The following is a 14,218-nucleotide window of genomic DNA, read 5'->3' on the forward strand; positions in this document are numbered from 1 at the left end:
GTCGGAGGCGCCGGGTAGCGTGACGCCGTGACCGATCGCCGCCTCCGACTCCCCCGCCCCGACGACGACGTCGCCGCCGCTCTCGCCGCGCTGCGGAGCGAGCTGCCGGCGGAGTTCCCTCCGGCCGCCCTCGCCGAGGCGGAGGAGGCGAGCCGTCTCGCCGACGACACCGGCCGCCTCGACCTCACCGCGGTCCCGTTCGTGACCATCGACCCGCCCGGCTCCCTCGACCTCGACCAGGCCGTGCACCTCGAGCGCACCGCCGAGGGCGTCGTCCTCCGCTACGCGATCGCCGACGTCCCCGCGGTGGTCCGCCCCGGAGGCGCCCTCGACGCCGAGACCCGCCGCCGCGGTCAGACGTACTACCTCCCCGACGGCCGCATCCCTCTGCACCCCGCCGTCCTGTCCGAGGGCGCCGCGTCACTGCTCCCCGGGCAGGCGCGCCGCGCTCTCGTGTGGACGCTCGCACTCGACGAGCGTGCCGAGCCCGGCTCCGTCCGGCTCGAGCGTGCGCTCGTGCGCAGCACGGCCCGCCTCGACTACGAGTCCGTCCAGCGGGACGTCGACGCCGGCACGACGCATCCGTCGATCGCGCTGCTGCCCTGGTTCGGCCGCGAGCGCCTCGAGCGCGAGGCCGAGCGCGGCGGAGCGAGCCTCACCCTCCCCGAGGAGGAGATCGTCGCCGTCGACGCCGGCTACCGCATCGAGCGCCGCGCTCCCCTGGCCGTCGAGGGCTGGAACGCGCAGGTGTCGCTCCTCACCGGCATGGCCGCCGCCTCGCTCATGCTCGACGCCCGCGTCGGGATCCTCCGCACCATGCCCGCCGCCGACGCCTCGACCCTCGCCGCCTTCCGCGGCCGCGCCGAGGCGCTCGGCACCCCGTGGGCGGCGGACGAGCCCTACGGCGCGTACCTGCGCCGTCTCGACACCGCCGACCCGCGACAGCTCGCGATCATGTACGCGGCCGCGACGCTCTTCCGCGGCGCGGGCTACACCGCGTTCGACGGCACCGCTCCCGAGCAGCCCGACCAGGCCGCGCTCGCCGCCCCCTACGCCCACGTGACGGCGCCGCTGCGCCGTCTGGTCGACAGGTTCGGGCTCGCCGTCTGCCTCGCGATCTCCTCCGGTGCCGAGATCCCCTCCTGGCTGCGCACGGCCCTGCCCGAGGTCCCGCCCCTGATGGCCGCGAGCGACCGCCGTGCGGGAGCAGCGACCCGAGGCGCGACCGCCGTCGTCGAGGCCGCGATCCTCCGTGGCCGGGAGGGTTCGAGCTTCGAGGGGATCGTCGTCCAGACCTCGAGGAAGCGCTCCTCCGTGCAGCTCCTCGACCCCGAGATCACCGTCGACGTGCAGGCCCCGCTCACGCCGGGAGCCCGTGTCGACGTCGACCTGGTCTCGGTCGATGTCGCCACGGGCTCCGCGGTCTTCGCGCTCAGCGCCTAGTCCTCGTCGTCGTCCTCACGGGGCTTCACGTACGGATCGGCGTCGCCGGCGTAGTCCGCCTTCGCGGCCAGCGTCTGCACCTGCGAGTCCTGATTGCGCGCCGCAGCGAGGAGGTCCTCGATGTGCTTCGCGTTCTCGGGAACGGCGTCGAGGATGAACTCGAGCGACGGCGTCAGACGCGACGTGATGTTCTTGCCCACCTCGGTGCGCAGCATGCCGGTCGCCGCCTTCAGAGCCGCGGCCGAATCGGTGCGCTCCTCGTCGGTGCCGTACACCGTGTAGAACACGGAGGCGTGCTGCAGGTCGCCGGTCACCTGCACATCGGTGATGGTGACGAAGCCGAGCCGCGGGTCGCGGAGTCCGCGCTCGAGCCGCTTGGCGACGATCACCTGAATCCGTTCGGCGAGCTTCCTCGCCCGTGCCGGATCTGCCATGGCTGGTCCTCACTTCTCTCTCGACGGGCCTCTCGGCTCGTCCTCTCATCATGACCGTTCCGGGTCCCCGGGTCGTTCGGTTCCCGACCGGAACGGGCGGGGTGCCTCGTCACGGCTCCCGCCCCTCCCATCGGAAGCGCTGGTCTCTTCGGAACGGAAGCGGAGGGAGGGTGCTGTCGTCCTCGCGCGCCTGGCTCGGGTCTGGCGGGCGCCCGAAGGGCGCGGGATGGCGCGCGAGGACGACAGCACCCTCCCGATCCCCTCAGCGCGTCGCTCAGCACTCCGGCGAACACCTCGGGGAAGCCAGAAGGCCCGGGCGGACCCGGGCCTTCTGGGGAGTCGGGATCAGCCTCGCGGCTTCTCCTTCATCTCGATCGTCTCGATCTCATCGCCGATCTGGATGTCGTTGTACTTGCCGAGACCGATACCGGCCTCGTAGTCCGTACGGACCTCCGTGACGTCGTCCTTGAAGCGACGCAGCGACTCGATGGCGAGGTTGTCGCCGACGACGACGCCATCGCGGATGACGCGCGCCTTCGAGTTGCGGGTGATCGTGCCGGAGCGGACGATGACACCCGCGATGTTGCCGAACTTGGAGGAGCGGAACACCTCGCGGATCTCGGCGACACCCGACTGGACCTCTTCGAACTCGGGCTTGAGCATGCCCGTGAGCGAGTTCTCGACCTCTTCGATCGCGTTGTAGATGACCGAGTAGAAGCGGATGTCCACTCCCTCTCGAGCAGCGCGCTCGCGGGCCTTGGGGTCGGGGCGGACGTTGAAGCCCACGATGATCGCGTTGTCGATCGTCGCGAGGTTGACGTCCGACTCCGTGATCGCACCGACACCGCGGTGGATGATGCGCAGCTGCACCGAGTCGTCGACCTCGATCTTGACGAGCGACTCCTCCAGCGCCTCGACGGCACCGGACACGTCGCCCTTGATGATGAGGTTGAGCGACTCGACCTTGCCCTCCTCGAGAGCACGGGTGAAGTCCTCGAGCGAGATGCGCTTGCGGGCCTTGGCCAGCAGGGCGTTGCGCTGAGCGGCTTCGCGCTTCTCGGCGATCTGGCGAGCCGTGCGGTCCTCCTCGGTGACGAGGAAGGTGTCGCCGGCGCGGGGCACGGACGAGAGTCCCTGCACCTGCACCGGTCGCGACGGCACGGCCTCGAGCACGGCGACGCCGTTCTCGTCCGCCATCGCACGGACGCGGCCGTAGGCCGTTCCCGCGACGATCGCATCGCCGACGCGCAGCGTTCCCGACTGGATGAGCACGGTCGCGACCGCGCCGCGTCCCTTGTCGAGCTTCGCCTCGATCGCGACTCCGCGTGCCTCCTTGTTGGGGTTGGCGCGCAGGTCGAGACCGGCGTCGGCGGTGAGCAGCACGGCGTCCAGGAGGTCCTGGATGCCCGTGTTGGCCCGGGCCGACACGTCGACGAACATGACGTCTCCGCCGTACTCCTCGGCGACCAGGCCGAACTCGGTGAGCTGCTGGCGCACCTTGGCCGGGTTGGCGTCGGGCTTGTCCACCTTGTTGACCGCGACCACGATCGGCACGTTGGCCGCCTGGGCGTGGTTCAGCGCCTCGATGGTCTGCGGCATGATGCCGTCGTCCGCCGCGACCACGAGGATCGCGATGTCCGTGACCTGGGCACCGCGGGCTCGCATGGCGGTGAACGCCTCGTGACCCGGGGTGTCGATGAAGGTGATCGGGCGCTCGATGCCCTCGTGCTCCGCGACGACCTGGTACGCACCGATGTGCTGCGTGATGCCGCCCGCCTCGCCGGCGACGACGTTGGCGTTGCGGATCGCGTCGAGCAGGCGCGTCTTTCCGTGGTCGACGTGACCCATGACGGTGACGACGGGGGGACGGATCTCGAGGTCCTCGTCCGTCTCGTCGTCGAGCTCCTGCTCGAGGTCGAGACCGAAGCCCTCGAGGAGCTCCTTGTCCTCGTCCTCGGGCGAGACGACCTGGATCTTGAAGCCGAGCTCGGAGCCGAGCACCTCGAAGGTCGCCTCGTCGAGCGACTCGGTCGCCGTGGCCATCTCGCCGAGGGCGAAGAGCACGGTGACCAGGTTGCCGGGGGGCACCGGCACGCCGGTCATGGCCTCGATCTTGTCGGCGAAGTCCGAGATGGACGCGCCGCGGCGCAGGCGGATGATCGTCTTGCCGTCGCCCCGGGGGACGCTGACGCCGCCGAGCGACGGGGCCTCCCTGAGCTCGAACTCCTGACGCTTCGTGCGCTTCGACTTGCGGGCCTTGCTCTTGCCGCCTCCGCGACCGAACGCACCCGCGGTGCCACCGCCGGGGCCGCGACCGCGACCGCCGCCGCCACCGGGACGAGGGGCGAATCCGCCGCCTGCTCCGGGGGCGCCGCCGGGACGCTGGAAGCCGCCGCCGGCCGGACGACCGGCACCGCCGGGACGACCGGCTCCGCCGCCGGGTCCGCCGGGACGCTGGCCGAAGCCGGCGGGGCGCTGACCCATGCCCGGTCCACCGGGGCGCGGTGCGCCGGGGCGGGGGGCCGCGGGACGGGGGATGCTGCTCGGGGTCGGGCGCGAGCCCATCCCCTGCGAGCTGGCGAAGGGGTTGTTGCCGGGGCGGGGGGCTGCGGGACGCTGGCCCATGCCCTGGTTGCTGGCGAACGGGTTGTTGCCCGGTCGCGGTGCACCGCCGGGGCGGGTGGATCCGCCCGCGCCGCCGGAGCGGGGGGTGTTGGCGGCGGGAGCCGGGCGAGGGGTCGCCGGCTTCGGGCCACCGGGGGTCGGTCCGCCCGCGGGCTTCTCCACCGCGGGGGCGGAGGCGGTCTCGGCGCTGGCCGGGGCCGCGGGGGCGGCGGGTGCCGCCGGAGCCGGAGCCTCGGCGGGCGCGTTGGCGGCCTCCTGCGCACGCTGGGCGGCAGCGGCCTCCTGCGCGGCCTGGGCCGCGACCTGGCGCTCGGCGACCGACATCGGCGGAGCCGGCGCGGGAGCGGGCGGCTTGGCCGGGCCGGGGGTCGGCGCGGAGGGGCGTGCACCCGAGGGGCGCGGGGCCCCGGGGCGTGCGGTGGTGGTGGGCGCCGACGGAGTCGACGCTCCTCCCGTGCTCGCACCGGCCTGGCCCTGGAGGGCCTGGCGGAGCTTGCGGGCCACGGGGGGCTCGATGCTCGAGGACGGTCCCTTGACGAACTCGCCCAGTTCCTTCAGCTTCGCAAGTGCGACCTTGCTATCGACACCGAGTTCCGATGCGATCTCGTGTACGCGTGGTTTTGCCACTTCTCTCCTGTCTTGGGCCTGCACCCAAGACGGGGGCAGGCGTCACGAACGGACGGGTCTCATTTCGAGCCGCTCATCAGTCTTCGCTCATGATCAGTTCACGGGCCGTTCTGCCTGTTCTCTATGGTGTGATCGTGCGCTGCGTCGGGTCCTCCGGATGAGGAGCCGAGCCGGTCGGATCGCGGGTGAGGTACTGCTCGAGGTCGCTCGCGTCCACGCTCTCGCGTGTCCGGAACGCCCTGCTGAACGCCCGGCGCTTGACCGCGCGTTCGTAGCAGTCCTTCGTCGGATGGAGCCACGCTCCCCTGCCCGCAGCGACGGCCCGCGGATCTACCGCGAGGACATCGGAGTGGGAGACGATCCTCAGAAGAGAGGATCGGGGGGCGCGCAGACGGCAGCCGACGCACGTTCTGACGGGTTCCACCCTACTCCCTCGTTCCCGGGAGCGCCTCCCTGCGTGGCCGACGCTCGGAGATCACTCCCCGTCCATCACCGAATCGGGCTGGATGTCGATCTTCGCGCCGGTGAGCTTGGCGGCGAGGCGGGCGTTCTGGCCCTCCTTGCCGATCGCGAGCGAGAGCTGGTAGTCCGGCACGAGGGCGCGGACGGCCTTGAGGCTCTGGTCGATCACGAAGGCGCTGGTCACCTTGGCGGGCGACAGCGCGCTCGCGACGAAGGTCGGGAGGTCGGAGGAGTAGTCGACGATGTCGATCTTCTCGTTGTTCAGCTCGGCCGTGACAGCACGCACGCGCTGGCCGAGCTCGCCGATGCAGGCGCCCTTGGCGTTCACGCCGGGCTCGGTGGCGCGCACGGCGATCTTGGTGCGGTGGCCCGCCTCGCGGGCGAGCGACACGATCTCCACGACTCCGGAGGCGATCTCCGGCACCTCGAGTGCGAACAGCTTGCGCACCAGCGAGGGGTGCGTCCGCGACACCTGCACCGAGGGACCCTTCGGGCCGCGTCCGACGCTCGTCACGTAGACGCGGATGCGGCGTCCGTGGCTGTAGTCCTCACCCGGCACCTGCTCCTCGGGGGCGAGGATCGCCTCGATCGAGCCGAGGTCGACGTGGATCATCTTGGGGTTCGGGCCCTGCTGGATCACTCCTGCGACGATGTCGCCCTCGCGTCCCTTGAACTCGCCGAGGACCTTCTCGTCGCCGATGTCCCGCAGCCGCTGGTTGATGACCTGCTTGGCCGCGAAGGCGGCGATGCGGCCGAAGTCGCGCGGGGAGTCCTCGGACTCGCCCACGACGGCGCCCTCCTCGTCGAGCTCCGGCACGAACACCGAGACGTGGCCGGTCTTGCGGTCCAGGTGCACGCGAGCGTCGACGGCGGTCGCCTTGTCGGCGTCGTCGGCCTGTCCGATGTGCTTGAGGTAGGCGGTGAGGATCGCCTGCTCGATGATCTGCACGAGTTCCTCGAAGGGGATCTCGCGCTCGCGCTCCAGGAGGCGCAGAACGCTCAGGTCGATGTCCACGGGCGGGCCTTTCTCTCTATTCACTTGGCGTCGCGGATGCGCGACCTCGTCGAAGTCCGGTCCGACGTCCGGCGGGTCGGCGGCCCGGGAGGCCGCCGCATCCGCGCGTCGGAACCATTGATCCTACCCGAGCGGGCGGGTGGCGGCTCGGCTCTCAGACTCCGAGACGGGCCAGGGCCTCGGCCGCCGGGAGCTGCTCGCGCTCCCCCGTGCGGCGGTCCCACAGCTCCACGATGCCGTCGGGAGCCCCGCGGCCGGCGATGACGATGACGGGCACTCCGATCAGCTCGGCGTCGCCGAACTTCACTCCGGGCGACACCTTCGGGCGGTCGTCGAGGAGCACGTCGCGGCCCGCGGCCTCGAGGGAGGCGCCCACCGACTCGGCGAGTGCCAGCGCCGACGGGTCCTTGCCCGTCGCGATCACGTGCACGTCGAACGGCGCGACGTTCGCGGGCCAGATCAGGCCGCGGTCGTCGTGGTTGCTCTCGGCGATGATCGCGAGGATCCGGGTCACCCCGATGCCGTACGAGCCCATCGTGACGGTGACGAGCTTGCCGTTCTCGTCCAGCACCTTCAGGCCGAGCACGTCGGCGTACTTGCGGCCGAGCTGGAAGACGTGGCCGATCTCCATGCCGCGCGCGGTCTCGATCGGGCCGGAGCCGTCGGGCGCGGGGTCTCCGGCGCGGACCTCGGCGACCTCGACGACGCCGTCGGCCGAGAAGTCGCGGCCGGCGACGAGGTCGAGCACGTGCTGCCCGGCGACGTTCGCGCCGGTGATCCAGGCGGTGCCGTCGACGACGCGGGGGTCGAGCAGGAAGCGGATGCCGGTCGCCGACTCCTCGCCGAGGACGGCGCCGTCGGGCGACCAGGGGCCGATGTAGCCCTTGACGAGTCCGGGGTGCTTGGCGAAGTCGGCCTCCGTGGCCGCTTCGATCTCGGCGGGCGCGAAGGCGACCTCGGCGCGCTTGAGGTCGACGTCGCGGTCCCCGGGCAGCCCGATGACCACGAGCTCGCGCGTGCCGTCGAGAGCGGTGAGCGCGAGGACGACGTTCTTGAGCGTGTCGGCGGCGGTCCAGGCCCGGCCGTCGTCGCGGGGCTGCTGCGCGTTCGAGAGGTCGACGAGCGTCTGGATGGTCGGGGTGTCGGGCGAGTCGAAGACGCGCGCGGCGGCGAGCCCCTCCATCGGCAGCGCGTCGGGCACCGGGGTCCGATAGGCCTCGACGTTGGCCGCGTAGCCCCCGGCCGAGCGCACGAAGGTGTCCTCGCCGACCGCGGTCGGGTGCAGGAACTCCTCGCTGCGCGAGCCGCCCATCGCGCCGGCGTCGGCCTGCACGATCACGTACTCGAGGCCGAGGCGGTGGAAGATCCGCTCGTAGGCGTCGCGCTGGAGCTGGTAGCTCGCGTCGAGGCCGGCGTCGGTGTAGTCGAAGGAGTAGGCGTCCTTCATGGTGAACTCGCGACCGCGCAGGAGTCCGGCCCGGGGGCGGGCCTCGTCGCGGTACTTGTCCTGGATCTGGTAGATCGAGAGCGGCAGATCCTTGTACGAGGAGTACAGGTCCTTCACGAGCAGGGTGAAGAACTCCTCGTGCGTGGGCGCCAGCATGTAGTCCGCGTCCTTGCGGTCCTTCAGGCGGAAGACGCCGTCGCCGTACTCGGTCCAGCGGCCGGAGAGCTCGTAGGGCTCGCGGGGCAGCAGCGCCGGGAAGTGGACCTCCTGCGCACCGATCGCCTCCATCTCGTCGCGGATGATCCGCTCGACGCGGCGCTTGACGCGCAGACCCAGGGGCAGCCAGGCGAAGACACCGGGGGCCTGGCGCCGGATGTAGCCGGCGCGGACCAGGAGGCGGTGGCTCGCGACCTCGGCGTCGGCCGGATCCTCTCGGAGGGTGCGGACGAACAGGTGCGAGAGACGGGTAACCACGAGGGACGATCCTATCCGGAGTCCCCGGGAGACCCGCTCCCGCCCCGCGTCACTTGGCGACGGTGACGACCGGCGATCCGGTGGAGGTGTCGTCGGCGGGCATCTCGGCGGCCAGGCGGTTGGCCTCCTCGATCAGCGTCTTCACGATCTCGGCCTCGGGGACGGTCTTGATGACCTCGCCCTTGACGAAGATCTGGCCCTTGCCGTTTCCGGAGGCGACGCCCAGGTCGGCCTCGCGGGCCTCGCCCGGTCCGTTGACGACGCAGCCCATGACGGCCACGCGCAGGGGCACGGTCATGCCCTCGAGACCCGCGGTGACGTCGTTGGCGAGCGTGTACACGTCGACCTGCGCGCGGCCGCAGCTCGGGCAGGAGACGATCTCGAGCTTGCGCTCGCGGAGGTTCAGCGACTGGAGGATCTGCAGGCCGACCTTGACCTCCTGCGCGGGCGGAGCCGACAGCGAGACGCGGATCGTGTCGCCGATGCCCTCCCCGAGGAGGATGCCGAACGCGGTCGCCGACTTGATGGTGCCCTGGAACTCGGGCCCCGCCTCCGTCACGCCGAGGTGCAGCGGCCAGTCGCCGCGCTCGGCGAGCTGGCGGTAGGCCTTCACCATGATGACCGGGTCGTTGTGCTTGACCGAGATCTTGAAGTCGTGGAAGTCGTGCTCCTCGAAGAGGCTCGCTTCCCAGACGGCACTCTCGACGAGCGCCTCGGGGGTCGCCTTGCCGTACTTCTGCATCAGGCTGGGCTCGAGCGAGCCCGCGTTGACGCCGATGCGGATCGAGACGCCTGCGGCCTTCGCGGCGGCGGCGATCTTGCCGACCTGGTCGTCGAACTTGCGGATGTTGCCGGGGTTCACCCGGACCGCCGCGCAGCCGGCGTCGATCGCCGCGTAGACGTAGTTCGGCTGGAAGTGGATGTCGGCGATCACCGGGATCTGGCTCTTCTTCGCGATGATCGGCAGCGCCTCCGCATCGTCGCGACTCGGCACCGCCACGCGGACGATGTCGCAGCCGGACGCCGTGAGCTCGGCGATCTGCTGGAGGGTCGCGTTGATGTTGGTCGTCGGCGTCGTGCACATGGACTGCACGCTCACGGGGGCGTCGCCGCCCACGAGGACCTTGCCGACCTTGATCTGACGGGACTTGCGGCGGGGGGCGAGGGTCTCGGGGACCTTGGGCAAACCCAGATTCACTGCTGGCACGCGCTCCATCGTACGCGCGCTCCGCCTCCGCCCCTCTCGGACCCCCTCCCCGTTCAGCGACCGGTCAGGCTGTCCCGCCCCGCCCGTCGCGCGGAGCGGCGGCGGCGGCTGCCCCGCCGCGCCCGCCGGCCGGCGGGTCGCGCAGGCCCGCAGGGGCGCATCGAGAACCACCACCGCCAGCAGAAGACTCTGCACTCCTCCCCTTCCGGCGGAGGTGGATCTCGATACGCCCGCTCCGCGGGCTACTCGATCAGCAGGCGGAATCCCGACGATGGGCCTCGGCTCCACCCCCGGACCCGGCGACCACCCCCGAAGCGAACGGACGAATCGCGTCCCAGCGATTCGCCCCAGCCGCACGCAGGACGCTCCACCCACGCACCGACCCCGTACAGCCGACCGCGGCAGGCCGGGCAGGGACCGGCCCCCACCCCCGAGGCGAACGGACGAATCGCGTCCCAGCGATTCGCCCCAGCCGCACGCAGGACGCTCCACCCACGCACCCACCCCGTACAGCCGACCGCGGCAGGCCGGGCAGGGACCGGCCCCCACCCCCGAGGCGAACGGCCGAATCGCGTCCCAGCGATTCGCCCTAGCCGCACGCAGGACGCTCCACCCACGCAACCACCCCGTACAGCCGACCGCGGCAGGCCGGGCAGGGACCCTAGCCGCACGCAGGACGCTCCACCCCCGCAACCACCCCGTAAAGCCGACCGCGGCAGGCCGGGCAGGGACCGGCCCCCACCTCCAAGGCGAACGGCCGAATCGCGTCCCAGCGATTCGCCCTAGCCGCACGCAGGACGCTCCACCCGCGCAACCACCCCGGAAAGCCGACCGCGGCAGGCCGGGCAGGGACCGGCCTGCAAGCTAGAACAGCCGGATCGGGTTCACGATGTCCGCGTAGATGAGCAGGGCGCTCATCCCTCCGAGGACGATGACGACCACGTACGTCAGCGGCAGCAGGCGGGCGATGTCGAAGGGCCCCGGGTCGCGCTTGCCGAAGAGCTTCGCGGTGCGGCGTCGGACGCCTTCCCAGAGGGCGCCGGCGATGTGGCCGCCGTCCATCGGGAGCAGCGGCACGAGGTTGAAGACGAGCAGTGCCACGTTGAGCGAGGCGAGCACGCCGACCATCGTCTGGATCTTCGAGACGATCGGCAGCTGGTCGGAGGCGGCGATCTCGCCCGCGATCCGGCCGACGCCGACCACGCTGATCGGTCCGTTCGCGTCGCGCTCCTCGTTGCCGAAGGCGGCCTGCGCCACGTCGTAGAGGCGCTGCGGGAGGTTGAGGATCACGTGGGCGACGCTCGTGATGTTCGTCCACACCGTCTCGGGGACGGCCGTGATCGGCTGCTGGACGAGCGCGCTCGTCGGCGAGATGCCGATGAAGCCGACGGTCTGCGTCTCGACGGCTCCGGAGGCGTCCGTCACGACCGCGCCCGACGCGTCGGTGACGGCGACCTCGTTCTCGACGGGCGTGATGGTGAGGGTGACGGCCTGTCCGTCGCGGTCGACGACCACCTCGAGCGGCGTGTTCGCCGACTCGCGGATGATCGGCGTGAGGTCGTCCCACGAGGACACCGCCGTGCCGTCGATCGAGGTGATGGTGTCGCCGGGCAGGATCCCCGCCGCCGCTCCGGGAGACAGCGGGTCGTCGGCGGAGCAGGTCTCGGCGCCCGTCGAGGAGGCGGGGACGACGCACTGGGAGACGGTGGCGATGGTGGAGGTGCTCTGCGCCACTCCGATGCCGCAGAGCAGCACGGTGAAGAGCACGGTCGCGATCACGAGGTTCATGAACGGGCCGCCGAACATGATGACGACGCGCTTCCAGACCGGCAGACGGTAGAATGCGCGGTGCTCCTCGCCCTCGCCGATGGTCTCGGCACTCGCCGCCCGGGCCTCGTCGATCATCGACGGGCGGCTGCTCGCGCGGATGTCGGCCGACTGCTGGCCGACGCCCTTGAACATGCCGACCGCCGACTCCGTGAGCGGATCGCCCTCGTGCTTCGGCGGGTACATGCCGATCATGGCGATGTAGCCGCCGAGCGGGATCGCCTTGATCCCGTACTCCGTCTCTCCCCGACGCCTCGAGAAGATGGTCGGACCGAATCCGATCATGTACTGCGTCACCTTGACGCCGAACAGCTTCGCGGGAACCAGGTGCCCCACCTCGTGCAGGGCGATCGAGAGCGCGACGCCGACGGCGATGATGACGACGCCGAGGACGAAGAGAAGCACGGATTCCACTGGGTCACTGTAGGCCGGGGTGTGGACATCCCGCTGGGCTGCGCCTGGGCGTCGTCGATGAGTCGCGGTGGCGAGCAGGACATCAGCTGAGAGTGGGGCTGGTCGACGATCGTGCCTGACGACCGCTCTCAGCCGAGGTGGTGCGCCGGAACGCTCAGGCGGAGGCGATCCGCTCGTCCGCCGTGCGCCGCGCCCACGTCTCGGCCTCGGCCAGCGACTCGCGGGTCAGCGCTCCGTCGACCGTGTGCGCGTCGACCACGGCCTCGACCGTGTCGAGGATGTCGAGGTAGCCGATCCGCCCCGCGTGGAACGCCTGCACCGCCTGCTCGTTCGCCGCGTTGAACACGGCCGGGTACGACGCCCCCGCGACGCCGACGCGCTTCGCCACCTGCACCGAGGGGAACGCCTCCTCGTCGAGCGGCTCGAAGGTCCAGGTGTGCGCGCGCGTCCAGTCGAGCGGGACTCCGACGCCCGCGACCCGGTGCGGCCAGTCGAGACCGAGCGAGATCGGCAGCCGCATGTCGGGCGGCGAGGCCTGCGCGATCGTGGAGCCGTCGACGAACTCGACCATCGAGTGGATGACCGACTGCGGGTGCACCGTCACGTCGATCCGGTCGTAGGGCACGTCGAAGAGCAGGTGCGCCTCGATGACCTCGAGCCCCTTGTTGACGAGGGTCGACGAGTTCGTCGTCACGACGAGGCCCATGTCCCAGGTCGGGTGCGCGAGTGCCTGCGCGGGAGTGACGTCGCGGAGGGAGGCGCGGTCGCGTCCCCGGAACGGTCCGCCGGACGCCGTGAGCACGAGCCGGCGCACCTCGCGGTGCTCCCCCGCGAGCAGCGCCTGCGCGATCGCGGAGTGCTCGGAGTCGACGGGGACGATCTGCCCGGGCGCCGCGAGGGAGGTGACCAGCTCGCCGCCGACGATCAGCGACTCCTTGTTGGCGAGGGCGAGCGTCCGCCCCTCCTCGAGTGCGGCGAGCGTCGGGCCGAGGCCCACGGAGCCGGTGATCCCGTTGAGGACGACGTCCGCCTCCACACTCCGCACCAGCTGCTCGGCCTCGATCTCGCCGAAGGCCGTGTGCTCGACCCCGAAGGCGGCGGCCTGCTCGGCGACGACGGCGCGGTTCGTGCCCGCCGAGAGGCCGACGACCTCGAAGCGGTCGCGGTTCGCGCCGATGACGTCGAGGGCCTGCGTGCCGATGGACCCGGTCGAGCCGAGGATGATGACCCTGCGCATCCGCCCATCCTGGCACGGGCGCCCGGCCGCGCCGGGGTCAGCTGACGGCGAGGATGTCGATCACGAAGACGAGCGTGTCGGTGCCGCTGATGCCCGCGTCCGCGTTGCCCGCGTCTCCGTAGCCCTGGGCGGGCGGGATCACGACGAGGACCTGCGAGCCGACCGTCTGGCCGACCACCGCCTGCTTGAAGCCCTCGATCACGTCTCCGGTGCCGAAGGAGGCGGGTGTGCCCGAGCCCCAGCTCTGGTCGAAGACCGTGCCGGTGCCCCAGACGACGCCCTGGTACTGCACGACGAGCGAGTCGCCGTCGACCACGGTCTGGCCGTCGCCCTTCTTCAGCACCGCGATCTGCAGGTCGGCGGGCGGGTCGGTCGCGGGGATGGTCACGGTCGGCGTGCCGTCCTCGGCGAGCGCCACGGTCGGGAGGCCGTCGACGGGCGCCTGCGGCTCGCCGGTCGCGGTCGTCGGGATGATGCCCTCGACGTCGATCACCATGACGATCGAGTCGGTCGCCGCGATGCCGAGGTCGGTGTTGCCCGCGTCGCCGAAGGCGTCGGCGGGCGGCACCACGGCGACGACCCGCGATCCGACGGTCGCGCAGTTCACGGCCTTCACGAGGCCGGCGAGGTACTGCTCGGTGTCGACCTCGAACGCCGCGCGGCCCCCGGAGGCGTAGCTGCTCGCCGAGAACTCGGCGCCGCTGGTCCCGTTGTAGAGGGTGTAGTCGACGAGGACCGTGTCGCCCTCGGCGACCGTCGCTCCGGTGCCCTCGATGGCGACGGAGCGCTCGGTGTCGTCGACGCTGATCGGCGTCGGGAACACGGTGACGGGCTTGGTCGCGAAGTCGCCGCTGGTCTGCACGGCGCTGGTCGCGTCCCCCTCCGAGACGCAGGTGAGCGGAGTCGCCGACGCGCTCGGAGCCGCATCCTCGGCGGTTCCGGTGCAGGCCGTCAGGCCGAGGGTCGCGGCCACGACGGCCACGATCGCGAGTGTTCTGCGCACAGC

General features: G+C 71.5%; 10 protein-coding genes. 1 reads left to right on the top strand and 9 read right to left on the bottom strand.

The genetic code is table 11. The features are described 5' to 3' along the window. The first annotated feature begins 27 nt into the window (after positions 1–27). Positions 28–1,443: an RNB domain-containing ribonuclease gene (locus tag GSU68_RS11060; protein ID WP_159908284.1), complete on the top strand. Its 1,416-nt coding sequence runs from the start codon at positions 28–30 to the stop codon at positions 1,441–1,443. Here the strand turns inward: GSU68_RS11060 and rbfA are convergent. The 9 genes from rbfA to GSU68_RS11105 form a co-directional block, all read right to left on the bottom strand. Next, positions 1,440–1,877: a 30S ribosome-binding factor RbfA gene (gene rbfA, locus GSU68_RS11065; RefSeq protein ID WP_159859219.1), complete on the bottom strand. Its 438-nt coding sequence runs from the start codon at positions 1,875–1,877 to the stop codon at positions 1,440–1,442. The two genes, GSU68_RS11060 and rbfA, sit on opposite strands and share 4 nt — an antisense overlap. Before the next feature lie 345 nt (positions 1,878–2,222). Continuing rightward, positions 2,223–5,129: a translation initiation factor IF-2 gene (infB, locus tag GSU68_RS11070; RefSeq protein WP_159908286.1), complete on the bottom strand. Its 2,907-nt coding sequence runs from the start codon at positions 5,127–5,129 to the stop codon at positions 2,223–2,225. Between the two features lie 121 nt (positions 5,130–5,250). Beyond that, the gene (locus GSU68_RS20065) at positions 5,251–5,553 is read right to left on the bottom strand and encodes a YlxR family protein (protein ID WP_159908288.1); all 303 of its coding nucleotides are present in this window, start codon (positions 5,551–5,553) and stop codon (positions 5,251–5,253) included. A gap of 51 nt (positions 5,554–5,604) precedes the next feature. Continuing rightward, positions 5,605–6,606 (bottom strand): transcription termination factor NusA, encoded by a 1,002-nt coding sequence (nusA, locus tag GSU68_RS11080; RefSeq protein ID WP_056044484.1) that lies wholly within the window; start codon positions 6,604–6,606, stop codon positions 5,605–5,607. Positions 6,607–6,760: 154 nt separating this feature from the next. Further along, positions 6,761–8,527 (bottom strand): proline--tRNA ligase, encoded by a 1,767-nt coding sequence (locus GSU68_RS11085; protein ID WP_159908290.1) that lies wholly within the window; start codon positions 8,525–8,527, stop codon positions 6,761–6,763. A gap of 49 nt (positions 8,528–8,576) precedes the next feature. Continuing rightward, positions 8,577–9,734 carry a flavodoxin-dependent (E)-4-hydroxy-3-methylbut-2-enyl-diphosphate synthase gene (gene ispG, locus GSU68_RS11090; protein ID WP_208544555.1) on the bottom strand — a complete coding sequence of 386 codons (1,158 nt, stop codon included), beginning with the start codon at positions 9,732–9,734 and terminating at the stop codon, positions 8,577–8,579. A gap of 864 nt (positions 9,735–10,598) precedes the next feature. Then, positions 10,599–11,975, bottom strand: a complete 1,377-nt coding sequence (locus tag GSU68_RS11095; protein WP_159908292.1) for a site-2 protease family protein — start codon at positions 11,973–11,975, stop codon at positions 10,599–10,601. A 154-nt stretch (positions 11,976–12,129) separates the two neighbouring features. Then, complete coding sequence (locus GSU68_RS11100) at positions 12,130–13,212, bottom strand: 1-deoxy-D-xylulose-5-phosphate reductoisomerase (protein ID WP_159908294.1); 1,083 nt, start codon at positions 13,210–13,212, stop codon at positions 12,130–12,132. A 37-nt stretch (positions 13,213–13,249) separates the two neighbouring features. Continuing rightward, positions 13,250–14,215 (bottom strand): FKBP-type peptidyl-prolyl cis-trans isomerase, encoded by a 966-nt coding sequence (locus tag GSU68_RS11105; RefSeq protein WP_159908296.1) that lies wholly within the window; start codon positions 14,213–14,215, stop codon positions 13,250–13,252. Between the last annotated feature and the right edge of the window lie 3 nt (positions 14,216–14,218).

It is taken from the genome of Rathayibacter sp. VKM Ac-2759 (genome assembly GCF_009834225.1).
In the GTDB taxonomy this organism is placed as follows: Bacteria; Actinomycetota; Actinomycetes; order Actinomycetales; family Microbacteriaceae; genus Rathayibacter.